The 22,405-nt window shown below is 71.5% G+C and carries 21 protein-coding genes and 1 pseudogene; 7 read left to right on the forward strand and 15 right to left on the reverse strand.

All coding sequences use genetic code 11. From position 1 onward, the window contains the following. Positions 1–111 precede the first annotated feature (111 nt). On the reverse strand, positions 112–990 hold the full coding sequence (locus tag OOK07_RS32540; protein ID WP_266802107.1) for an MBL fold metallo-hydrolase: 879 nt from the start codon (positions 988–990) through the stop codon (positions 112–114). Positions 991–1,376: 386 nt separating this feature from the next. Here OOK07_RS32540 and OOK07_RS32545 point away from each other — a divergent pair, with 386 nt between their 5' ends. From OOK07_RS32545 to OOK07_RS32555, 3 genes are all read left to right on the forward strand, one after another. Beyond that, entirely contained in the window at positions 1,377–1,583 is a 207-nt protein-coding gene (locus tag OOK07_RS32545; RefSeq protein WP_266799992.1) for a hypothetical protein, read from the forward strand. Next, a complete protein-coding gene (locus tag OOK07_RS32550; protein WP_266799994.1) occupies positions 1,570–2,496 on the forward strand; it encodes an amidase in 927 nt (308 codons plus the stop codon). The genes OOK07_RS32545 and OOK07_RS32550 overlap by 14 nt, the downstream gene beginning before the upstream one ends. A 144-nt stretch (positions 2,497–2,640) precedes the next feature. Continuing rightward, positions 2,641–3,267 (forward strand): TetR/AcrR family transcriptional regulator, encoded by a 627-nt coding sequence (locus OOK07_RS32555; RefSeq protein ID WP_266799996.1) that lies wholly within the window; start codon positions 2,641–2,643, stop codon positions 3,265–3,267. 292 nt (positions 3,268–3,559) lie between these two features. Here OOK07_RS32555 and OOK07_RS32560 read toward each other — a convergent pair whose 3' ends face one another. From OOK07_RS32560 to OOK07_RS32570, 3 genes are all read right to left on the reverse strand, one after another. Next, complete coding sequence (locus OOK07_RS32560) at positions 3,560–4,327, reverse strand: SDR family NAD(P)-dependent oxidoreductase (protein WP_266685357.1); 768 nt, start codon at positions 4,325–4,327, stop codon at positions 3,560–3,562. Between the two features lie 41 nt (positions 4,328–4,368). Continuing rightward, positions 4,369–5,841, reverse strand: a complete 1,473-nt coding sequence (locus OOK07_RS32565; RefSeq protein WP_266799999.1) for an MFS transporter — start codon at positions 5,839–5,841, stop codon at positions 4,369–4,371. Between the two features lie 100 nt (positions 5,842–5,941). After that, positions 5,942–6,229: an Atu4866 domain-containing protein gene (locus tag OOK07_RS32570; RefSeq protein WP_266800000.1), complete on the reverse strand. Its 288-nt coding sequence runs from the start codon at positions 6,227–6,229 to the stop codon at positions 5,942–5,944. A gap of 137 nt (positions 6,230–6,366) precedes the next feature. On the opposite strand from OOK07_RS32570, the gene OOK07_RS32575 reads away from it, so the two are divergent. After that, positions 6,367–7,218 (forward strand): helix-turn-helix transcriptional regulator, encoded by an 852-nt coding sequence (locus OOK07_RS32575; protein ID WP_266800002.1) that lies wholly within the window; start codon positions 6,367–6,369, stop codon positions 7,216–7,218. A gap of 82 nt (positions 7,219–7,300) precedes the next feature. Here OOK07_RS32575 and OOK07_RS32580 read toward each other — a convergent pair whose 3' ends face one another. The 3 genes from OOK07_RS32580 to OOK07_RS32590 form a co-directional block, all read right to left on the reverse strand. Then, positions 7,301–8,122, reverse strand: coding sequence for an alpha/beta fold hydrolase (locus OOK07_RS32580; protein ID WP_266800003.1), 822 nt, complete (start codon positions 8,120–8,122; stop codon positions 7,301–7,303). Between the two features lie 582 nt (positions 8,123–8,704). Then, positions 8,705–9,289 carry a hypothetical protein gene (locus tag OOK07_RS32585; RefSeq protein WP_266800005.1) on the reverse strand — a complete coding sequence of 195 codons (585 nt, stop codon included), beginning with the start codon at positions 9,287–9,289 and terminating at the stop codon, positions 8,705–8,707. Positions 9,290–9,501: 212 nt separating this feature from the next. Continuing rightward, positions 9,502–9,924 carry a hypothetical protein gene (locus OOK07_RS32590; RefSeq protein WP_266685364.1) on the reverse strand — a complete coding sequence of 141 codons (423 nt, stop codon included), beginning with the start codon at positions 9,922–9,924 and terminating at the stop codon, positions 9,502–9,504. 352 nt (positions 9,925–10,276) lie between these two features. Between OOK07_RS32590 and OOK07_RS32595 the strand changes: the two genes are divergently transcribed. Then, entirely contained in the window at positions 10,277–10,678 is a 402-nt protein-coding gene (locus OOK07_RS32595; protein ID WP_406313391.1) for an IS3 family transposase, read from the forward strand. Here the strand turns inward: OOK07_RS32595 and OOK07_RS32600 are convergent. After that, positions 10,638–10,786, reverse strand: a pseudogene (locus OOK07_RS32600) (IS21-like element helper ATPase IstB); the annotation flags it as partial. The gene OOK07_RS32595 and the pseudogene OOK07_RS32600 overlap by 41 nt on opposite strands. A 213-nt stretch (positions 10,787–10,999) precedes the next feature. Then, a complete protein-coding gene (locus tag OOK07_RS32605) occupies positions 11,000–12,199 on the reverse strand; it encodes a flavin-containing monooxygenase (RefSeq protein ID WP_266685365.1) in 1,200 nt (399 codons plus the stop codon). 195 nt (positions 12,200–12,394) lie between these two features. On the opposite strand from OOK07_RS32605, the gene OOK07_RS32610 reads away from it, so the two are divergent. Beyond that, positions 12,395–13,030 carry an ABC transporter ATP-binding protein gene (locus OOK07_RS32610; protein ID WP_266685366.1) on the forward strand — a complete coding sequence of 212 codons (636 nt, stop codon included), beginning with the start codon at positions 12,395–12,397 and terminating at the stop codon, positions 13,028–13,030. Continuing rightward, complete coding sequence (locus OOK07_RS32615; RefSeq protein ID WP_266685367.1) at positions 13,027–13,818, forward strand: hypothetical protein; 792 nt, start codon at positions 13,027–13,029, stop codon at positions 13,816–13,818. The genes OOK07_RS32610 and OOK07_RS32615 overlap by 4 nt, the downstream gene beginning before the upstream one ends. Before the next feature lie 190 nt (positions 13,819–14,008). Here the strand turns inward: OOK07_RS32615 and OOK07_RS32620 are convergent, their stop codons facing one another. The 6 genes from OOK07_RS32620 to OOK07_RS32645 are packed head-to-tail and all read right to left on the reverse strand — an operon-like array spanning position 14,009 to position 22,317. Next, entirely contained in the window at positions 14,009–15,703 is a 1,695-nt protein-coding gene (locus OOK07_RS32620; RefSeq protein WP_266685368.1) for a class I adenylate-forming enzyme family protein, read from the reverse strand. Beyond that, on the reverse strand, positions 15,700–17,493 hold the full coding sequence (locus OOK07_RS32625) for a CoA transferase (RefSeq protein WP_266800007.1): 1,794 nt from the start codon (positions 17,491–17,493) through the stop codon (positions 15,700–15,702). The genes OOK07_RS32620 and OOK07_RS32625 overlap by 4 nt, the downstream gene beginning before the upstream one ends. Beyond that, a complete protein-coding gene (locus tag OOK07_RS32630; protein ID WP_266800009.1) occupies positions 17,490–18,353 on the reverse strand; it encodes a class I SAM-dependent methyltransferase in 864 nt (287 codons plus the stop codon). The genes OOK07_RS32625 and OOK07_RS32630 overlap by 4 nt, the downstream gene beginning before the upstream one ends. A gap of 58 nt (positions 18,354–18,411) precedes the next feature. After that, the gene (locus OOK07_RS32635; RefSeq protein WP_266800011.1) at positions 18,412–19,989 is read right to left on the reverse strand and encodes a class I adenylate-forming enzyme family protein; all 1,578 of its coding nucleotides are present in this window, start codon (positions 19,987–19,989) and stop codon (positions 18,412–18,414) included. Next, positions 19,976–21,346: a protoporphyrinogen/coproporphyrinogen oxidase gene (locus tag OOK07_RS32640; RefSeq protein ID WP_266800012.1), complete on the reverse strand. Its 1,371-nt coding sequence runs from the start codon at positions 21,344–21,346 to the stop codon at positions 19,976–19,978. Before OOK07_RS32640 ends, OOK07_RS32635 begins: the two co-directional genes overlap by 14 nt. After that, on the reverse strand, positions 21,343–22,317 hold the full coding sequence (locus OOK07_RS32645) for a UbiA family prenyltransferase (protein WP_266685373.1): 975 nt from the start codon (positions 22,315–22,317) through the stop codon (positions 21,343–21,345). The genes OOK07_RS32640 and OOK07_RS32645 overlap by 4 nt, the downstream gene beginning before the upstream one ends. Between the last annotated feature and the right edge of the window lie 88 nt (positions 22,318–22,405).

Genomic DNA, 22,405 nt, shown 5'->3' on the forward strand with positions numbered 1-22,405 from the left:
TCGGGCAGACGCACTGCTTGTTCAAACTCGCCTGACCTGCGGTTACAGGGTGTGGCGGGATTCGTTGGCCTGATGTCGGCGACGTGCGTTCGTCACTCTTGACGCTCGAATTCAGTCGTCGATGGGCGTGACCCCTGAGGGAGCCGGGGCCAGTCGGTACCCGCCGTCCTCGCGTCGCACGTGTCCGGCGGTCGGCGGCGGGAAGTGGCTCCCCAGCAGGAGAGTTGACGTACCGGCCAGTGAGCCGAGCACCTGGTTCCGGGTCCTGGCCGCGAGTTCGGGAGCGACGTCCACACAGCTGCAGAGCTCCGGATGCGCCATCTGGACCGGGTGGTGGATGCTGTCGCCGGTGACCAGTGCGGTCTCGCCACGGCTGCTCAGTTCCACCGCTACCTGCCCCGGTGTGTGGCCGGGGGTGGGCAGCAGGCGGATGCCCGGCGCGACGTCCGTGCCCTCGTCAGCGACATCGATGAGGTCGAACAGACCTGCTTCCCGGACGGGATGGACCGAGTCCCGGAACATCTGCCGACGCGCCTCCTCCATGTCGACACCCGCCCAGTAGCCCCACTCGGTGCGTGAGGTGAGATAGCGCGCGTTCGGGAAGGTGGGCACCCAGGCGTCGCCCTCGGCACGCGTGTTCCACCCCACGTGGTCGGCGTGGAGGTGGGTCAGGACCACGACGTCAACGCTCTCCGGCGCGAAGCCCGCCGCCCGTAGCCGTGCTTCGTAGTCGCTGTTCAGGTTGTGCCAGGCGGGGTTGGAGCGCCGCTTCCCGTTTCCGATGCCGGTGTCCACCAGCACCCGCATGCCGTCCACCTCGACGGCGAAGCTGTGACTCGCCAGGCGCAGGATGCCTTGTTCGTCGACGAATTCGGGCCTCAGCCAGGGAGTCCGGCTCACGAGGTCGGTGGTTGCCCCGGGCAGCAGCCACGGACCGGTCTGGGCGGGTAGGACCACTTCGTCGATGCGTCGCACGGTGTGGTTGCCCACCGTCCAGGAAGAGGCGGGGGGATTAGTGGAGTTGGTCGTTTGCGATGAGGTGAACACGAAGACCTTCCTTACCTGTCATGGGTCGCGAGGACGGAGATGTCTGGAGCGGGCGGGTGATGCGGATGTGTAGTTGCTCGTTGCCGGGTGAGAGTGGGAGCCCGCGGTGAGCAGCGCGATGAGGATCGAGGTGTGCAATGCGAACGGCAGGCGTCCGGATGGGGAGGTGCGGGGAGGCGTGCGGCCCGCGGGGACGCTCTGTATGAGGGTCCTTCCCGTTCTAAAAGCGATTGGTTTGCTTTAAGGCACCGTAGGTCCTGCGATCGGCTAAAGCAAATGATTCGCGTTTACGTGGTCGGAGGTCCCGTACAGCCCCGGCCGGTCGCGCCATGATCAGCGAACTCACCCCCCATGAGGCAGCCCGAGGGGCGCTGCGGGCGGGGCTCCCCCTCGGGGGCGGCCGACATGAAGAAGTGGCCGTGACGGCCAACTGCATCCACTCCGTGATCGGCATGTTGCGCGAGCTCGATTTCGGTGAGATCCCTCCCGCGTTCTCCTACCGCGCCGGACAGGGGAACGCCGATGCAACCGTTTGAACTGTCGCTGACCGAAGCCTCCCGTGCGGTGCGCGCACGGGAGCTGTCCCCCGTCGAACTCACCGAATCGGTGCTCGCCCGTATCGCCGCCGTCGAAGGACGGATGGGCGCCTACGTCACCGTCGCCGCCGACGCGGCCCTGGCCGCAGCGGTCCGCGCCGAACGGGAGATCTCCGTAAGCGGACCTCGCGGGCCGCTGCACGGGATCCCCATGGCGCTCAAGGATCTGCTCGACGCGGAGGGGATACCCACCACGGCGAGTTCGCGCGTCCGGGCAGGGCACGTGGCGGAACGCGACAGCCGGGTGGCCGAACGGCTCGGCGCCGCCGGGGCCGTCCTCCTGGGCAAGACGCACACGCACGAGTTCGCCTACGGCCTGACCACTCCGCAGACGAACAACGCCTGGGATCACAGCCGGGTCGCGGGTGGGTCGAGCGGCGGCTCGGCGGTGGCTGTCGCCGCCGGCGGGGCGACGTTCGCCATGGGCACGGACACGGGCGGTTGCATCCGGGTCCCCGCGGCCCTGAACGGCGTGGTGGGCCTCAAGCCGACTTACGGCCTGGTATCACGCACAGGCGTGACCTCGCTGTCCTGGTCCCTGGACCATGTGGGCCCTCTCGCCCGCACCGTCCAGGACGCAGCGCTGGTGCTGTCGGCGACCGCCGGCCACGACCCGCGGGACCCGGCGAGCGTGTCCGACGCCGTGTCGGACAGCTACGTCCGCCTCTGTGCCCCCGCCAACATCACCGGCGTCCCGGCCCTCACCCTGCCGGTCGGTCACGACCACGCCGGACTCCCGATCGGAATGCAGCTGATGGCGCGCCCCTTCCACGACGCGACGGTGCTCCGTGTGGGCCGGGTCTACGAGGAGTCGGTGGCCGGCGCGGGGCGGCTTGCTCCCCTCGCTGCCTGAGAGAAGGCGGACGTTCCGGCCCGGGTATGCGGTTGCGTCGCCGCAGGGGCGTCCACCGTGCTCGGGCGCCCGGATACGCAGCCCTGCGGGTCGCCGACGCCGGCCATCGGCTAGAAGCAACACATTCGCATTAAGGTGGATCGCATGAGTCCCAGGCCCATGGTCCGCCCCGGCGGGCGCAGCGCACGCGTACAGGAGTCCGTCCATGCGGCGGTGCGTGAACTCGTAGGAGAGGTGGGCCGCGACGCGCTCACAGTCCCGATGGTGGCCACTCGGGCGGGCGTGACCCCCTCCACGATCTACCGTCGTTGGGGCGACCTGCAGGAACTCCTGTCCGACGTGGCCGTCGAACGACTGCGCCCGGAAACGGGTCCGGCCGATCTCGGAAGCCTGCGGGCCGATCTCGACGCGTGGGCGGAACAGTTCCTCGACGAGATGGCCTCGCCGCCCGGGCGTGCCTACATCCGGGACGCCCTGCTCGGCGACCCCGACGGCACCAATGCCGGTCAGTGTTCGGCGTATGCCGCAGAGCAGATCGACGCCGTGGTGGCCCGTGCGGTGCAGCGGGGGGAGCCGGTGCCCGAGACGGAACTGCTGATCGACCGTGTCGTGGCGCCGATCATGTACCGCATCCTCTTCCGCCCTGGCCCACTGGACGCCGCATACGCGCGCGCGCTCGTGACGAACGCCGTGTACGCCCCGCAGATCGAGGCCGGCGCCCGCCCCACCCAGGCCGCCGCCCCGCGGCGCTCGAAGAAACCCGACAGCTGACCACTTCGCTCATCGGATGGTCTGACCACCGGGCCGTGGAGGCCAAGCGGCTGGCTCGGTCCGGTCGGCGAGGGCCCGTCAGCGGCGGGCCGCAGACGAAGCCGCCGTAGCCGATCGAAGTGATCACCCCGACCCGGGCGACCGCGTTGGCGGGATCGTCCGAGCCGGCGCTCAGGCTGCGGCGAGCCGAAGTGATCGCGCCACGCGGCCAGGTGCAATTCGAAGCCGAGGTGCACGTTAAGTAAAGGACGAATGTTCTTGTCGTGTCGCTTGTCCGCGGGCGGACGACGGATCAGGCGGCGGTGAAGCCGCCGTCCGCGGGGAGTACGGCGCCCGTGACGAAGGCGGACCGCGGGGAGACCAGGAAGCACAGGACTTCCGCGATCTCGCGGGGCTGCGCCACCCTGCCCAGGGGGTGGACGTCCGCGAAGGACGCGAGATAGGCGCGGCTGTCGGGGCGGAAGGTGTCGAGGAAGTCGGTCTCGACAACGCCTGCGGCGACGAGGTTCGCGCGGATGCCCAGGGGGCCGCCCTCCAGTGCCAGCACCTTGGTCAGCTGGGCGAGAGCCCCCTTCGATGCGCTGTAGGCGACCCCTTCGGGCAGGCCGACCGTGGACGCGTACGAACCGGTACTGACGATGGCGCCGCCGCCGCGCTCCTCCATGGCCCGGAAGGCTTCGCGGGCGAAGAGGAAGGCACCGCGGGCGTTGACGTCCATCACGCTGTCCCAGTCCCGTGCAGTGGTGTGCGTGACGGGCTTGTTCAGGGTGCGTCCGGCATTGTTGACCAGGATGTCCAGTCCGCCGAAGGCGTCGACGGCGGCACCTACCGCGCGGGTGGCGGTTTCTTCCGCGGTGACGTCGCCGGTCACGGTCACGACCCCGGGCAACTCCTCCGAGAGAACGGCGAGTTCGGGACGTGTGTCGAGGGCGACGACGTGTGCGCCGCGGGTGTGGAGGAGGGATGCGGTCTCCTTGCCGATACCGCGTGCGGCGCCGGTGACGAGGGCCGTCTTCCCGGCGAACTCGGCGGCTCCGGTGGACGGGGTCCTGGATGTCATTCGCGTGCTCCCTGGTGGGGTCGGGTCGGGTGTCCGTGCGGTCACGGACGGCTTCGTGGCCGAAAGAGGGGCCGTCGTCCGTGGTCCCGGCTGTCGGGCCGGCGCCGGATGAGGAGTGCGGCGCCCAGGCCGACGAGCACGGTGGCGACGATGACGCCGGTACCGAGGCCGTAGCCCGCCAGGGGGTCGCCCCGGTTCGTGCGCTGTCCGGCTTCGACGACCGCGGTGACGAGGGCGAGGACGACGGCACCGCCGATCTGCATGAAGGTGTTGAGCAGGGCTCCCGCCAGCCCCTGGTCACGGCCCGGCACCCCGGTCACGGCGCTCATGTTCAGCGCGGGAAAGGTCGCCGCGGTGCCGATCCCGTTGACGACCATGACGGGCAGGACCACGGTGAGGAAGGAGCTGTGGGGGCCGATCCGGAAGAACAGCGCGTAGGACAGCGCGAGGAGCAGCATCCCGGCGGCGATCATCCTGTGCGTTCCGAACCGGGCGGCGAGCCGCCCCGCGAACGGCGCCAGCGCGCCGTTGGCGAGGCCCAGCGGGACGAAGGCACCGGCGGTCTGCAACGGCGACCAGTCCAGCACGTTCTGCAGGTAGAGCGTGGCGAGGAACGCGAACGATGTGTAGGCGCCCCACATGGCGAAGATCGTCAGGTTGGCGCCGGCGGTCGTGCGCCGGGTGAAGAAGGACAGCGGGACCAAGGGCCTGTTCGTGCGGGACTCGACCCGCACGAACAGGCCGAGCAGGCCGGCCGCGGCGAAGAAGAGAACGAGGGTGCGGGCGGACAGCCAGCCGTGCGACGGAGCCTGGGTGAGGGCGTAGACCAAGAGCACCAGGGCTCCGGTGGCCGTCAGTGCGCCAGGAACGTCCATCTTCTCGCGAACGCTGCGCCGGGGGTCCGCCGGGAGCAGGCGCAGCCCCGCGAGCAGCGCGCCCACAGCGATGGGCACAGGGAGCGCGAAGACCAGTCGCCACGACAGTTCGGTCAGCACGCCGCCGAGAACGAGTCCACCGATGAAGCCGCAGGCGCCGGCGGTGGCGTACCAGCCGAGGGCACGGCCACGCCGCGGACCCTCCGGCCAGTTCGTGGTGATCAGAGAAAGAGCCGCCGGGGCCAAAAAGCCCGCGGCGACGCCCTTCACCAGCCGCGCCGCGACCAGCAGGCCACCGGTCGGAGCGAGCGCTCCCAGCACACTCACCACGCCGAAGACGGCGACCGCGGTCAGGAACGCGCGTCGCCGGCCGAACAGGTCGGCGACCCGGCCGCCCAGGAGGAGAAACCCGCCGTAGCCGAGGGCGTAGGCGGACACGACCCACTGCAGGGAGCCCGAAGCCATGCCCAGGTCACGCTGGATCGCGGGCAGGGCCACGCCCACGTCGGACAGGTCTATGGCGTCCATGAAATGAGCCGCGCACAGCACCAGCAGGGCCAGGGTGCCGGGTGGCGGGGAGACCTCCGCAACGGCCCCGGTTCCGTCGGCGCCCGTGGCGATCTCGTCGGTCTGTTTCATTGCTCTGCCTTCCTCCGGTGACGGGGCGGCGGCCAGGGGCCCCCACCGCGGCGGACTCCGTATCCGTGATGGTGAGAAACGAGGACGCTGCCGCGCCTTCTCATGAGGGCTTCTCCGTCCGGTCCTCGCGGTAGAGCACGAGGTGTTCGTGGTGGAGCACGCCGTCCCTGATGTCGCCCGTGGCGGTGAAGCCGGTGTCGTCGACGTAGTCGAGGTGGTCGCCGGTCACCGTGTACCGGCCGGTGTACTCGCTGCGCCGGTCTCCCCGGGCCTCGTCGTAGCGCCCGTCCGGCAACAGCTCCTGACGGATGTGACCGTCCGCGGTCACCCACATGCCGACCACGTCGGCATGCCCAAAATCGCGGCCGCTCCGCGCATCGCCTGTCATCACATTGCCTTCCTCGGTGGGTCCGGGTGTCTTGCCCGACCGAGTCTGCGCAGGTCATCGCGGGTGTACCAGGGTGCGCTCTGCCTGGGTGCGGCACACCCAGGCAGAGCGCGGAGCCACTGCCTAGCCTGGAGGCCATGGACGACAACCATCTCGGGGAGTTCCTCCGCGCGCGCCGTGCCCTCCTGCGGCCACAGGACGTCAACATGGCGAGTCACGGCGTACGCAGGGTCGCCGGACTGCGCCGCGAGGAGGTCGCCGTCCTGGCCGGCGTGAACGCCGACTACTACACCCGGCTGGAGCAGGGCCGCGAGCGCCATCCCTCGCCACAGGTGCTGGACGCGCTCAGCCGTGCCCTCCTGCTCGACAGGGACGCCCGCGGCCACCTGCGCCGCCTGGCCGGAGTGTCACCGGACGGCCAAGGCTCCCTCCACACCACCGAGCACGTCAGTCCTGCGCTGCGTCAGCTGATGGACGGCTACCCGCACACCCCGGCGTTCGTGATGAGCCGCACCCTCGACCTCCTGGCCGCCAACGCTCTGGCCGACGCGCTCTACGCCCCCTTCACCCCCGCGGACAACCTGGCCCGCATGACCTTCCTCGACTCAGCCGGACGGGAGTTCTACCGAGACTGGGACCGGGCCGCCCAGGCCGCCGTCGCCAACCTGCGCCAGGCGAGCGGCTTCGACCCCGAGCACCCACGTCTGCGAGACCTGGTGGGCACACTGACCGAACACAGTGCCGCGTTCCGGCGGCTGTGGGCGCAACACACCGTGCGCGGAAAGACCCAGGACGCCAAGCAGCTTCTCCACCCGGATGTCGGCCCTCTCGCCCTCACCTACCAGTCTTTCGACGTCCGGGACGCCCCGGGCCAGCAACTCGTCATCTATCACGCCGAACCGGGCAGCCCCTCCGCGCAGGCCCTGGCCCTTCTCGGCTCCCTGTACGCCGACGGTAGGCGGAACCCGTCCCGTTCCGCCGGACAGTGAGACCCGTGGCGCGCCCCCGAACAGGAGGGTCCGTGCTCGCGGGTGTCTTCGGGCCGGATCAGCCGCTCGGCCGCCCCGCAGCTCAGGCTGATGCGAAACCAGGTGTCAGGCAGGCCAACAACTGGCCGGGCGCGTCTTCCTGGAGGAGGTGGCCGGCGTCATCGATCCAGTGCAGTTCGGCGTGCGGAACGCGTTCGTGCAGCCACTCGGCGTACTCCGGGGGGAGAATGCGGTCCTCACGGCCCCAGAGGATCCGCACGGGAATCGACACACCGCCCAGCAGGTGCTCGTACGCGGCCGTGTCCGCCTGCCTGATCTGGCTGTATTGACGGTAGAACGCCGACTGCCCTGCCTCCCCCCGCCACGGTGCGAGGAACGTGTCGAGGATTCCCGGCCGGAAGCCGGCGTGCGTGGCGTGCCGCAGATGGCTTTTGACCAGCGCTTCGTGGGCGTAGGCCGGAAGCTTGCGGAAGACTTCCTCGTGCTCCAGGAAGAGCCGGAACAGTCCCCGCTCCCACTCGCCGCCGCTCACCGCGTCGAAGAGGGTCAGGTCCCGGTAGTTCCTCTCCTCCAGCAGCAGGGTCCGCAGCGCTACCGCCCCGCCGATGTCGTGAGCCACGACGCTGGGGCGGGACAGCCCCCAGTGGTCGAGGAGCTGAGCGAAGTTCCTTGAGTGAGCCGCCAGGCTCAGGTCCTGGCCCTCGTGCTGCTCGGACTGGCCGAAGCCGAGATGGTCGAAGAAGAAGACCGTGCGGGTACGGGCGAGCGCGGGAGCGATGTCGCGCCACAGGAAGGAGGAGTACGGCGTGCCGTGCACCAGTACGAGAGGGTCTCCGCTGCCCAAGGCCCCCCAGCGCACCACCCCTCCGGGTGTCTCGAATCCCTCGTCCAGTGTCCAGTCCACCACGTCTCTCCTCTCCCGCCTCGTCAGCACCACCTTCCACGCGAAGCGTTCTTCGATGCCTCAACAGCGAGAACCTGCCGCACACCCTGAGCCTCGGGCTCGGCAGCCTCACCTGGACGGCCAGCGCTACGGTCTCCGGCCAGCTTGCTTCGGCGCAGTACGGTCATCCATGGACCGGCTGGTCGTTCTCGACCGGGTGGGGCAGCCGCGAGACACTATCCCTTGTCGGGGTTGAACCACTTCACAGTGCCTGTTGCCATCGGTTCCGTCCCTCGTTCGGTGCCACGGTGCAATCTGCACGCCCCGGCCGCTGCCCGACCGAGCAGGCTGCGGCACGTGCGTCTTTTCCTTCCGGTGCGGCGAAACCCGCGGCCCTCCCAGGGCCTCACCCGTGGGGATGAGCTTCGCCGCGTCACGGCTCCCCTGCGCGGTGGGGCGTGACCCGGCCAGCAGGCAGGCAGTTCGCCACCGCATCTCCGGTGGGGGCGGGCCGGCTCCCGGCGTGAGCCCGGGATACGGGCGAGCCGTGGATACGCCGGGCCCCGGCAGTGTGTGACCGCCGGGGCCCGCACGCTGGCGTGATCAGCCTTGGGCCTGATGGATCTTCCAGTCGGCGACGTTGGAACTGCGGTTGAAGTAGGCGTTGGTGCAGACGTCGTACTTGGAGCCGGTGTCGGAGCTGCCGCCGTTGGTCTCCAGGAAGCCGCCGTTGTCGTCCCAGGTGTTCCAGAGGAGGACCGTGTCGCCGAATCGGACGTTCTGGTCGGCGGGGGCGGGGGCGGAGGTCTGGGCGAAGATCCGCCAGCGTCCGGTTCCCGGTGCGCGGTCCCTGGCCGGGGAGGTGGAGACGTCGTACTTGGCGCCGTCGTTCGCCTGGGTGGTGGTGGGACCGCTGTTGGTGTCGAGGTAGCCACCGTCCCCGCCGTAGAGGTTGCGCAGGTAGATCAGATCGCCGCTGGTGACAGGCTGGCCCGCCGCCTTGCCGGAGGCGGACAAAATCTCCCAGGTCCCGGTGCCCTTCGCGCGGGCCGGTGTGTTGGTGGTCGAGACGCCGTACTTGGAGCCCTGTGCGGGGTTGCCGCTGTTGGTGTCGAGATAGCCGCCCTGCCAGCCGCCGTAGCCGTTCTGCAGGTGGATCTGGTCACCGTACTTGAGTTCGTTCGCCATCTGGAATTCCCCTTGTCCGCCGATGTCTGTCTCGAACCCGGACGGTCCTTAACCGGAAGCCCCTCAGCGCCCCCGCTGCGGGACGCGGCCCCTGCTTCCGTCCAGGCCGGGAGGTCGGGATCCCACGCCGAAGTTCGATGACGAGCGCCATCCCCCGCCCCCCTCTTTGTTCCTGCCGCCCTTGTCCGGCTTTGCCGCCCGAAATGAGTGGCCTAGAACCCGGGGCTCACCCAGTGCGCCATGACTCCCGTACGTCCGTCGCCGTTGCTGAGGACGGCGGTGTTGCCCCCACCGATGCGGTACGCGTGCAGCGTGATGACGTCGTTGACGTCGAACTTCTCCAGGATCGTCTGCCCCGCGGTGGTCTGCATGACCGCGCCGCCGGTGAGGGCTTCCGTGCCGGGGATGAGCTGGCCGTTCCTGAACAGCGCGGTGCGCACGAGCTCACCCGCTCCGCCGGTGTACGAGCGGGCGTGGTAGGAGATCTCCCACACCCCGGGGTGGAGGATCTTGAGTGCCTCGACCTCGGAGATCCGCTCATCGGCGCGATCGGCACCGGAGAGGGGGTGGTTGAAGTCGACCGGGACGGTCTGGAGCCACGTCGAGCCCTTCCGGTAATTCGCTGGAGTCGTCATGCCATTCCATTCCTTCGCCGCGCCGGGATACACACTGACCGTGCCGGGTGCTCATGCCGCCGGCACCGGACCTATGAGAGCGGCGCCGCCCGCGGTCGCGGTAGGCAGCCCAGTGACCGGCAGGCCAATCCCCTCCTTACGGGTTTAATCCGACTTTCCGGTCCTGCACCGAGGGTCTCCCGCACGCAGAAACCCTTCTCCATACAGGCGTTCACCCGTCATAGCGCTCCACAACGGCGGGAATACGGCTCTCCCGCCACCCTTTTCCGTCACCCCCGAGGGTGAACGACACCACGCTCGGGTTGACGTTGGCCCTGCCAGCACGGGCGGTCCCTGTCGGGTTGGTTGGTCCCTGCGAGGCAGGCGTCGACGCGCACGCCCGCGGGGAGTCCACGGCGAGTCCGGCGGCGCCTACCGCTCCCCGCGAGTGACCGCCGAGCTCCGCGGGAAAGGGCGGCGGGTCAACGAAAAGCGGGTCGCCCGGATCATGCGGACGTTCTCCATCACCGGAATCCGCCTGCGCAGACGCGTGCGCACCACCGTCCCGGACCCGGCCACCTCACCGGTCCCGGACCTGTTCCAGCGGGACTTCACCGCCACCGAGCCGGGACGCAAATACATGGGCGACATCACGTATCTCCCCCTGGAAAACGGGGAGTTCCTCTATCTCGCGACCGTGCTGGACTGCTTGGGAAGGGCTTGGTGGTGCGACGTCAGCCGGAGGCGTCGCGTGCGGCGGCCCGGGCCTGAGTGAGGGCCAGGCGTAGGATTCAGTGCCGGTCTGGATGAGGTTGCCGCCGAAGGTGAGCCGGTCGACGATGGCCGCGCAGAGCCGGGGGTCGGTGAAGGTTTTGGTCCAGCCAACTGGGGCAGGCACTTGTTCCCCGGAGGAGATCTGTCCTGCGACCTGCCGGTTTCGGGGTCCTGGGCGTCTCTTTGATGTGTCAAAACTCGGCGGTATCACTCTCCGTCAACACCGGGCGGTGTCGCCGTCGATCGACAACCGGTGTCAGGACTCACCGATAGAGCCGCCCAACCAACACACCAGACGCGCACGAGCTGATCGGCTGCACCATCACGCGGGAAATGATCCGAGCTGGGGGGTGTGAAGGGTTGCCCGCGCCTTCTCACGTCGTAACGCCTGGGCGATGGCGCGCGCTTCGATGCCCGCCTGGCGCAGGACACCCGTGAGGGGATTGGTGTATCCGGCGAAGTAGAGGCGCGGGGCTGCGGGATGGGTCTGTGCTCCTACGGTGAGGGGGTGCCCGTCCTCGTCGAGTACGCCCAGGGATCCGACCAGGTCGTGCAGGTTGGGCCGGTAGCCGGTGGCGGCGATGACGGTGTCGGGTCGCAGTCGGGTGCCGTCGGTCAGTATCACGTCGGGGCCGTCGAAAGCCTGGACGGCCGCGACCGGATCGACCCGCCCGGACCGGACGGCGTCCACGAAGCCGTGGTCGAGCACCGGGTTGATCCCTTCGTGGGCATTGCGGGTGTACAGGCCGATGCAGGGCCGGGACAGTCCCCGTGAGGTCAGGTCGGGCACCGCGAGACGTTGCGTGAGCAGGGAGGTGCGGTCGCGCCACCTGAGGGGGAGGGCCTCCGTCAGCCGGCCGGCCGCATGCCATCGTGCGCTGGAGCGGGGCAGGATGTTGGGTGGGGTACGGACCGCGATCCGTACCCGCCCGGCTCCGGCCCCGGCCAGGACACTCGCGATCTCGGTACCGCTGTTACCGGCGCCGACCACCAGGACGTCCCGCCCGCGGTACGGGGCCGGAGAGCGGTAGTGGGCCGAGTGCAGCAGGGTGCCGGTGAACATCGAACGCCCGGGCCAGCGGGGGAGGTTCGGGGTATGGCAGCGGCCGGTGGCCACCACGACCGCGCCAGTGGGCAGCGGACCGTCGGGGGTGTGGACCAGCCACTGTGCTCCCGAACCGGGCTCGGCCCGTTCGATGCGCTCCACCGGGGTGGTCAACCGGACGTCCAGTCGGTGATGGGCCACGTAGCGCTCCAGGTACCGCACATAGTCGTCCCGGCTCACCCACGGGCCCGCCTGGCGCGGCACCGACAGGCCGGGGAGCTTCGACGTGCCGGGAGTCGTATGCAGGCGTAGGTGGTCATAGCGCTGCGCCCAGCTCGCTCCCACGCGGTCCGACCGTTCCAGGATCACGGTCGGCTCTCCGGAGCGGTTCAGCAGCGCGGCGGCCGCCAGGCCGTGGGGGCCGGCTCCGATCACGATCGGGGGAGCGCTGAGGTCTCGTCGTGGTGTCGGGGGCATCGCCTCCTACAACGGCAGACCGCGGCGCACGTCACGCCCAACTGGCAGGTAGAGAAGTGCGGGTGACCGCCGTTACACCGGTGGTACGGACTCGTTGGGCACCGGGCAGCAGACGTTGTGCGGGGGATCGGTCCGCCCAGGGCCTGACCGTTCGGGTCGGCTCGTTACATCTGTCCGATCTTTCGAGGGGCTCATGTGCAGGCAGTAACGACGCGCCACCGGCCACGGCTGCGGATCAGCGGAGTCCGCAAGGCGTTCGGCGGCAGGCAGGTCCTGCGCGATGTGGATCTTGATGTGTCTGCCGGGACGCTGGTGGGAGTCGTCGGCGAGAACGGGGCGGGGAAGAGCACCCTGTTGCAGATCGCCGTGGGACACCTCGCACCCGACGGCGGAACGGTGGCACGGACCGGGGCGGTGGGGTACTGCCCGCAACGGGCTGTACTGAACGATGCGTTCACCGTCGGACAGCATCTGCGGTTGTTCCAGATGGCCTATCGTCTGCCGACACTGGAGCGCGCCGGCGAGCTGATGGAGCTGCTGGCGTTGACGGGCTGCCGGCGACAGCAGGTCGGCGAACTCAGTGGTGGCACGCGACAGAAGCTGAACCTGCTGATCGCTCTCATGCACGATCCGCAGTTGCTGGTCCTGGACGAGCCCTACCAGGGCTTCGACTGGGACACCCATCAGCGGTTCTGGACCCTGGCCGCCGACCTGCGTGATCAGGGCCGGTCGATCGTCGTGGTCTCTCACCTGCTGCACGACCTGCACCACTTCGACGCGATCGCTCACCTGCGCCAGGGCCGTCTGCACTTCGAGGGGACCGACCATTGAGGCTCTCCTGGACGGCATTCACCGAACTGCTGCGCTGTGCTCTGCTGGGCCACCTGCGCAACCGGCTGGCCCTGGTTCTGGCGGTCGCGTTCATCCCCGTCTGGATCGCGGTGGCACGCCTGTGCACCTCCGACCAAGTGGTGCGCATCCGGCTGGACGCCATCAGCGCCCGCATCTCCGCTCCGGCCAGCCAGGTGGGGCAGGTGGCCAGCGCGCTGGGTGCCGTCACCATGGTCGCCGGCTTCATCACCTTCACCGAGACCTTCCAGTCGCGGCAGATGGACCGCCGTCTGCTGCTGGCCGGCTACCCCCGGCTGCCGATGCTGCTGGCGAAGCTTGCCGCCGTCGCAACCACCGCGGCCCTGCTGGCCCTCTACACCACGATCCTGCTGTGGATCTCCCTGCCCGTACGCCACGCGTTCCCCTTGGCGCTGGCCCTTGCGGGCGCCGGCCTCGTCTACGGCGGCATCGGCCTTCTGCTCGGCTCTCTGGTCCGCGGCGAGTTGGAGGGCTTCTTCCTCATCATCATGCTCAGCCTGGTCGACACCGGCCTGCAGAATCCCGTCTTCAACACGCTCATGGATGTGGCCGGCGTGTCCGCGCTTCCCCTGTACGGCGTGAACCAGCTGGCGCTGAGCTCAGCCCTCACCTCCCAGAGTGCCTGGGCCCATGGCTTGCTCTCCCTCACCTGGTCCGCAGCGACCGGCGCCCTGGCGCTGCTCGTCCTCCACACCCACCGCCCTTCCCGCTCCCCGTGGTCCCGCGGGACGAAGGTCCCGGCAGGGTGATCACGGTGGTCTTCCTCCCGGGCCCTCGTTGCCGGCCCCAGGGGCTGTCCCACCACCGGTGTGCGCAAGGCTGTTGAGGCCGGTGTCGTGCTGCTCCGCATCGCCGTGGAGAGCGCCTGGTGCGCGCCCTGTGGTGACCGGTCGGCGCCTGGCCTTCGGGGTAGTGGCGGAGGGGTGTGGCGGCAGGTCGTCACCCGCCTCCTGACCGGTCCGGGACGCGGTGCTGAATCGCCCGGGCGGCCAGGGTGCGATGACAGATCTTGCCGGTGGGCCCGAGGGGCATCTCCTCCACCACCAGGAGGAGTTCGGGGAGTTTGCGGCGGGCCAGGCCGCGGTTCAGCAGATGGGTGGTGAGGTCGGACAGGCTGAGGGTGGGGGCGCCGGGTGCCGTGCGGAGGCAGGCGCACAGGCGTTCGCCGAGGGCCGGGTCGGGTACCGGGACGCAGACCGCCTCGGCCACCGCTGGATGGCTGCCGAGTTCGCGTTCGACCTCGGCGAGGCTGATGTTGAGACCGCCGCGGATCACGATGCGCTTGAGCCGTCCCAGGACGTGCAGCCGTCCGTGCTCGTCCAGCCGGCCGAGGTCGCCGGTGCGCACCCAGCCGTCCGGCGTGCGGTAAAGGGCGTCCAGTTCAGGCGCGTTGACGTAGCACATCGGCGTCATGGGGCCTCTGGCCTCGATCTGGCCGGTGTGCCCGGTGGCCAGGGGCGTGCCGTCGGGGCCGGTGATCCGGATGCGGGCGACCGTGGGGTCGGGGGTGCCGACGCTGTCGCCGGGAGGGAGGTACTCGCCCGCGGTGTGGCAGTTCACGCCGTCCGAGGAGCCGTAGACGGTCACCACCGGCCGGGCGAACCGCCTGAGGCACGCGTCAGCGGTCGCTGCGGGCAGCGCCGCGCCGCTGGAGACGACGGCACACAGCGACGAGGTGTCCTCCTCGGGCCGGGGCGGGAGGTCGGCGAGCCGGCGGAGCATCGTGGGCACCGCGAAGAGGTGGGTGGGGCGGTGCTCGGCGACCAGCCGCAGCGCGCCCTCCGCGTCGAACCCCGACTGCACGATCAGAGTGCCGCCGAGGACTGCGAGGGTGACGGGCGTGCCGAGGGAGCCGAAGGAGGAGGCCAGCGGGACGAGGACGAGGTGACGGGGCGGCACCGAGGAGTCCGGGTGGAGCGCCCGGACGTAGCGGGCCCTGCCGCCGGCCAGGGCGTGATGGCTGTAGGCGACCATCTTCGGCTCGGCCTCGGTACCCGAGGACACCAGGATGCGGGCGGGGCCGTACGGATCCGTCGGCCGGTGCCGCCGGCCGTGCCGGGCCCGGGGGTGCGGGGCGGCGTGTAGCCCCTGGGTCCGTCCCTCGCCGGGACCGGGTACGAACACGGTGCGCAAGTGGGGAAGGTCCACGACGACCCGCGCCTGAGGCGCCCCGGTGAGGACGGCGGCGCGGGCCCGTGAGCGGGCGAGCGGCGCCCGCAGGTCGTGGTCGTCGCCGCCCGGAGGGAGAGGGAGGGCCACCGCGCCGATCGCGTACACGGCGAGTTCCGCTGCGACGGCGTCGCGTCCGTTGGGCAGCCGCAGCGCCACCACGTCCCCGGCCCCCAGGCCCGTCTGCTCGAACACGGCGGCGATGCGGCGCACCTCGGTGTCGAGGGCCGCGTAGGACAGCACCCCGGCGTCGTCCACCAGCGCCTCACGGTCCGGGTGTTCCCGGACATGGGCGGTGAACAGGCCGTACAGGTCGGTGTCCGGGCACACGCCTGCTGCCACCCAGGCCCGTCGCCGGTCGTGGGGCACGAGGTCGGGGAAGGGGACTCCGGAGCGTGAGGTCCACACCGGTTGCTCGGTATCTGTCGTACCCGTCGTCTCGGGCGCGGTGGGGGCGGCTGTCATGTGAACTCCCACGGTGTGTACGGGCGGGCGTAGCCGCCGGCCGGGTCCGGCGGCGCGACGGCTTTCCGGAAGGCGGCGTCGTGGGGCAGATCGGACAGGTCGGTCAGCACGGGTGTCGCCGTCAGCCCGGCCTCGGTCAGTCGCGCCCGCCACTCCTCGGTCGTGCGGCGGGTGAAGCGGGCCGCGACCTCCCGCGCGGACGCGATGTCGGCGCCGTCCAGGAGGCGGCGCACCCCCTCGGGGTGCTGCCGGGCACGGGGGCCGAGGTACAGGTGGCCGTCCGCCGTGCGCAACGGCCGGTCCAGTGGCGTCCAGCGGACCCGGTGCGCGGCGCGGGGCACCAGGGCGCCCGCGGAGAGCAGACAGGAGTGGACCTGGCTGCCCCGGTGGGTCGCCTCACGGACGGTCAGCGCGGTCAGCACGCCCTGGGCGCACACCAGCCCGCCGAGCACGTCGGTGAGGGTCATCAGGGACGGGGCCGCGGGTTCGTCGGCCGGTCGTACCGCGGCGGCGAGTCCGCTGTGCACCTGGGCGAGGTAGTCGGTGCCCACGGGGGGCCGGTCACCGAAGGCGTCGCCGAAGCCGGATGCCCAGGCGTAGACCAGACCGGGGCTCCCGGGCAGCAGGTCGGAGGCGGCCAGGCCGAGACGGGAGGCTTTCCCGGGGGCCCAGTTGTGCAGGAACACGTCGGCGTCGGCGGTCAGGGTGCGGATGGTGCGGCAGCCCTGTGCGGTGGTGAGGTCGGCCTCGATCACCGGCTTTCCCGCGTTGAGCGCCAGGAACCGGGCCGAGCACTCTCCCGCCAGCGGGGGGAGCCAGCGCATCGGGTCGCCGCCGGGCGGCTCGATCCGTACGACGTCGGCGCCCAGCATCCGCAGGATGTGCCCGGCGAGCGGGCCCTGCACCCTGCGGGTGGACTCCACGACCCGCATCCCGGTCAGGGGCAGGTCGGCGTCGCGGGCCGGGCGCGGGGAGGGGACCTCGGCGGCGCTGTCCGCATGCGGCCCACGGCCCCGTGCAGGTTCCGGCCAGGGGGCCAGTTCCCAGGGCTCAGGGTGGACGGCGGAGGCGGGGCCGGAACGTACGACGAGGAGGCTGACCCCGCTGTGGTGTGCGGCGGCGCGCAGATCCGGCAGTGTGTGACGGCGTGCGGCCTGCCGCAGCGCCTCGGGCAGGGGACAGACGGCGGTGGCGAACCGTTGCTGGAAGGGCAGCCAGCCGCGGCCCGCGACGGCGGGCGCCGCACCGAGCCGGACCCAGAACTCCCGCCAGGCGTCAGGGTCGAGGGTCTCGACCTCCACCCGGACACCGTCGGAGGTGATCAGGGTCGCAAGTCCGCCCGCCTGCCCTTCGGAGCCAGGTGGGAGCCGAGGTTCGGGCGGGCCACCACTCCCCCCGGCCGTCGCGGCGGCGAGGTACTGGCCGACCGCCAGCAGCGCTCCCTGAGCCACCGAGGTCCTCACCTCGCACAGGTCCAGCCCGCGGGCCCGCCCGACGCGCAGGGCGGTGGCGCCCAGGGCGGCGAGCACCCCTGCCACGACTGAGGCGTAGTCGACTGCCAGCGAGGCGGGGCCGCCCGTGGCCCGGCCGTGGACGTGCATCAGACCGCAGGCGGCCTGTACGGCACGCTCGTCCGGCAGGTCCGTTGCGACGGGGCCCGCCCAGTCGATGTGGAGCCGCACCGGGTCCGGGGCCCCCTCCGGCAGGGCCTGTGCGGTGTGCCGCAGCAGACGCTCCGCGACGGTGGTGGCGACGGCCGGCCGGACCTCGGCCCGCAGTCCCGGCGTCACGGTCGCTCCTCGGCGGGCCGACGGCCCTGTACGGAGTAGAAGACACTGGAGGCGGCACGGAAGGACGGGTCCCGCATCAGGTCCCGCACCCGTTCCAGGTCGTCGTCGGTCATGCCCTGGTCCTTGAGCCGGTCCCGGAGGTTGCGGGTGTGGTTCAGTTGGAGCCCCAGGCCGGGGTCCTGTGCGTGTCGTACGCCGATGTGGAGGTGGACGTCGAGGGCGGTCAGTCCGGCCGCCCGCATGGCGGCGGGTGCTTTCCGTGCCCAATTCGGGTCGCTGCCCGCGGCGCGCAGCGCCGCCGTCTTGGCCTGGAGGAACCGGACATACAGCGCCTCGGCCTGTGGGTTCGGGGTGAGCAGCGGCGGTTCGTAGGAGGCGTCGATTTCGTCGATCTGCAGCAGGCCGCCGGGTTTGAGGGCGCGCACCAGCTTGCGCAGGACGGTGTCGCGCGAGGGCACGTGCTGGAGGACCAGGCGGCCCACCACCAGGTCGTAGGCTCCCTCCGGGAGCGGGTCGTGGGCGACGTCGAGGGCAGCGGACTCCAGGCCCGGGCCGGTTACCAGGCCGCGTGGGTCGAGGTCGGTGGCGAGCACGGAGCCGCCCGGTGCGACCCGGTCCGCCAGCCAGCGCGCGATGCTGCCACCGCCGGCACCGACCTCCAGACAGCGCCACCCCGGACCGACGCCGGCGGCGGCCAGCCGGGGCAGGGTCACCGGGTCGTACGCGGCAGCCAGGCAGCGGTGCTGGTCGCGGCTGTGCGCGGTGCCGTTGCCGAAGACCGCGCGGGCGCCTTCCCCGGCGTGGGACGGCTCCCGGGCGTCAGACGGTCGCGGCACGGTGTCGGGAGACGGCTGGGGCACGGCAGGACTCCTCTCGTCACGTGGTGGCCGGTCAGGCCCGGACGTACGTGGTGGTCTGTCAGGTCCAGCGGCCGGTCCCGGTGACCGCGGTACCGGTGAGGTGCCGGGCCAGAGCGGCGCGGCGCACCTTGCCGGTGCCGGTGCGAGGGACCTCGTCCCAGGTCAGGACCGCGGGCTGACGCATCGTCGGCAGCCCCTGGGCGGCCTGTTTCCAGGCATCCGGATCCAGCAGGCCGTCGGCGGTGACCACGGCCGGCAGCGGATCGCCCTCCGGGGCGCCGACGATCACGCATTCCAGGGCCTGGGGCAGCCGCTGCTCCAGCAGGTCCTCGGTCAGCAGGCAGCTCATTCCGGGCAGGGTGTCGGCCTCGCGGTCCAGGACGCTGACGCTGCCGTCGCGGTGGTGCACCCCCACATCACCCGTGGACCACCAGTCGCCGACGCGCTTGGCCTCCCAGCGTTCCTGTTCACCGACGTAGCCCAGGGCGAGGGCCGGTGTGCGGACCAGGAGCAGACCCGGGCGGCCGCGCGGCACCGGGCGCAGTGTGTCCGGGTCCACCACGCGCAGCCGGGTCCTGCCCGGCACCGGACGGCCCAGCCGGCGCGTCGTGGAGGCGGCGTCCGGTGCGAGCGCGGAGCCCCGCGTATGGAAGCGGAACGTCAGCGGTCCGGTCTCCGTCTGGCCCCAGCCCTGCATCCACAGCGGGTGGGCGCGGCGGCTGGCGGTCAGGTACGCGCGCAGGGCGGGCGGGTGCATCGCGTCGTAGGTGCTGATGTAGAGGCGGACACGCCGGAACGGGTTGTCGAGCCGTGCGGTGAGCGGCCGCAGCCGGACGTAGGTGGCGGGCAGCGCCTCCATCACGGTGGGCGGGTACGCCCGCAGCAACGGGTCGGCGGTGTCCGGGTCGTCGCCGGTGAGGACCACGACCCTGGCGGGTGCGAGCGCCGTCACCACCGCCGTCCAGCAGAAGGTGCGCCCGTGCGCGTACGCGCTGGCGTTGCACAGGATGTCGTCCCGGCGCAGGCCGATGCCCGGGTAGCGCACCGCCTCCAGGCGGGCCAGCTTGTGCACGAGGGTCCGCGTGGAATGGACCACGAGTTTGGGCACGCCGGTCGTCCCCGAGGTGTGGTGGATGACCAAGGGCTCGTCCTCGTGGCGCCGTACCGGTGCACCGGGGCCGGAGGCGTCCAGTGCGGCGAGGTGGGTCGCGCCGGGCACGGCGGTGTCGACGGTGACACAGACGGGGGCCGCTGCGGCGGCGTCCCGGCAGCGGGCCAGCACCGCGGAGGTGGTGATCAGCGCGGTCGGCCGCAGCCGGTGCAGCAGGGTGCGCAGGTCCTGGGCGTCCAGCCGGGCGGACAGCTGGGCGGGCACGGCGCCGACGCGGACGGCGGCGCAGGCGAGCAGGTCGTAGTCCCAGTGGTTGTCCTTCACGATGGCCACGCGGTCCCCTGGCCGGACCCCGGCGTCGGTGAGCCGGACGGCGGTGGCGCGGACCAGGGCGGCGAGCTCCGCGACGGTCCACCGGGTGCCCGCCTGCGGGGCGATGTCGAAGGGCCGGTCCAGGTGGAACACGGTCCGGGCGCCGCCCGCCGCCGCGTCGTCGAACAGGGTGCCCATGTCATGCGGTCGCACGATTCTCCTCCGCTCGTTCGGGGCCGGACGGCGGGCGCCGCCTCACCCTGCTCAGGACACGGGACGCGGCCAGCGCACCCGCCCGGACGGCACCCTCGGACGCGGGCCGCAGCATCACCCAGTCGCCGGCGTACTCCACGGCGCGCACCGGGCGGGCCAGGAAGCCGGGGCGTTCCCGCAGCGCCCGCGGGGTGGCTTCCGGCAGGCCGTGACGGAAGGCGTGCACGAGGTGGTGGAGGCGGGCACCGGCGAGGCCCGGTACGTAGCGTTCCGCCGCGTGGGCGAGCACGTCGGCGGCCTCGTCGGGTGAGGCGTCCAGCAACTCGCGGACCCGGCGCGGACCGGCCACGAGGGTGATCAGACCGCGGCCCGCGGGGGCCCGGCCGGGGTCCTTGGCGTGGTCGACGACCACACCGGAGAGCACGTCCTCCTCGACGGCCGGGGTGAGCAGGATGTGCACCGGACGCCGGGCGGGCGGGGCCAGCGGGCGGTCCAGCAGGTAGCTGACCTTCATCATCGGGGTGAAGGTGCAGGCCGTGACGAACGGTCGCTCGTCGGCGGGGGCGTCCGGGCGCAGCGCCACCGCCACGGGCGCCGGTACGGCCAGTACCGCGGCCCGCGCCCTGACCACACCGTCGTCGAACCGCAGGACCGCGTGCTCGCCCGCGTCCGTGACCTCCCGCACGGCGCGGCCGGTCACGACGTCGGTACCGGCGGCCAGCCGGCGGGCCAGGAAGTCCATGCCGCCCCGGTAGGTACGCCAGGTGGCGGGGGAGCCGGCCTCCAGCAGCAGGCTCACCAGGGGGGCGGCGGCGGAGCGGGTGGTGTCCCAGCCGAAGAAGCCCCCCGCGACCGGCTGGAGGAGATAGTCGTGCAGATCGGGGTGGTAGCGGGCGGCCGTCTGCCGCACGGTGGCGGCACCTAGCGGACTGTGCTCGGGGCGGTCGCCGTCGAACCGGGCGCGGCGGCGTCCGGTCCACGCCGAGAAGACGGCCAGGTCGAGCCGGGCACGGGCGGACAGCCCGGCGCCGGTGAACACCGCCGTGCTCTCGCCGACGTCGAGGTGGGCGCGCCCGCCACGCCAGACGGCCACCGCACCGCCGACCCGGGGGACGTCCGCCGGGCCTGCGCCCAGGCGGCGCAGCAGCTCCCAGGTGGCGCGGTAGCCGCGCGACGCCACCTGCTCGGCCCCGGTGTCCACCGTCCAGCCCTCGTGGCGCAGGCTGCGCATCCGGCCGCCCACCTGCGGCAGATGCTCGTAGACGCGCACCGAAAGCCCGGCACGCCGCAGTTCGTGGGCGGCGGTCAGACCGGCGATGCCCGCGCCGACGACCGCGACGTCGACCTCGGGCGTCATCGGGTGGCCCCCGCTGCGACCAGGATGTTGGCCACGGTCATCAGCACCACGCTCAGCCGGTGCACCGCGAAGCCCGTCCGGCGGGCCGTCATGATGTCTCCCCGGACGAATCCCGTCAGGTACTGGCGGGCCCGCAGCGCGGTCGCCGGCAGCATCAGCACCACGAACCACCATGGCGCCACACCGGTGACCGAGGCGACCGCACCGGTCAGGAACTCGGTGACCGACAGGGCCCCGATGAAGACGGCGTTGCCCCGTTCGGACACCAGAGCCGCCACGGTCGGACGGCCCACGGCCCGGTCGCCGGCGACGTCGTTGGTGTTGGAGTAGACCCCGAACATCAGCGGCCCGAACCCGAACAGAACCGCCTGCACCATCAGGAAGCCGGACCAGCCCCCTGCCATCAGGCCGTACGGCACGATCACGAGCACCGCGCCGAGCGCGACGAGGAACACCTCCTGGAAGCCGTGGTAACTGAGCTTCAGGCCGTACGAGTACTGCAGCGACACGACGAACAGCGCGCCAGCCGCCACCAGCGCCCACAGCGGGCGGTACGGCGCCAGCAGGGCGGCGCCCGCCCACAGCACCGCGCCCGCGGCCGCGCAGGTCCAGGCGAAGCGCAGCGCCTGCGGCACCGTCAGCGTCCGGGCGACGAGGGGTTTGCGTGCCTTGCTGCGCAGCGGGTTGTCGGGACCGTAGTTGGCGAGGTCGCTGCCGTCGCGGAAGCCGGTGACGTCGTCCAGGGCGACCATCGCCATGAGGACCGCGATCTCCCCGGCCAGGAACAGCACCAGTACCAGCGCCTGCCGGGCCGTGAAGTCGCCGACCGGGAACAGGGCCGCGGAGAGGGCGAGAAAGATACCGAGGTAGTAGTCGTACACGTCCAGCTTGCCGAGCCGCGCGTAGACGCGCAGCCTGCTTGCGCCGTGGGCGGCGGGCGCGGGACGGCCGGCCGCGATGCTGTCCGTCATGGGTGACCTCTTGGGTTTCTCTGCGTCGGAGTGGGGGTGACGCGCGCCGCCCGGGTGGGAGGGCCCCGGCGGCAGTCGTACGTGCTTT

The sequence above is a fragment of the Streptomyces sp. NBC_00078 genome, from assembly GCF_026343335.1.
Lineage (GTDB): Bacteria > Actinomycetota > Actinomycetes > Streptomycetales > Streptomycetaceae > Streptomyces.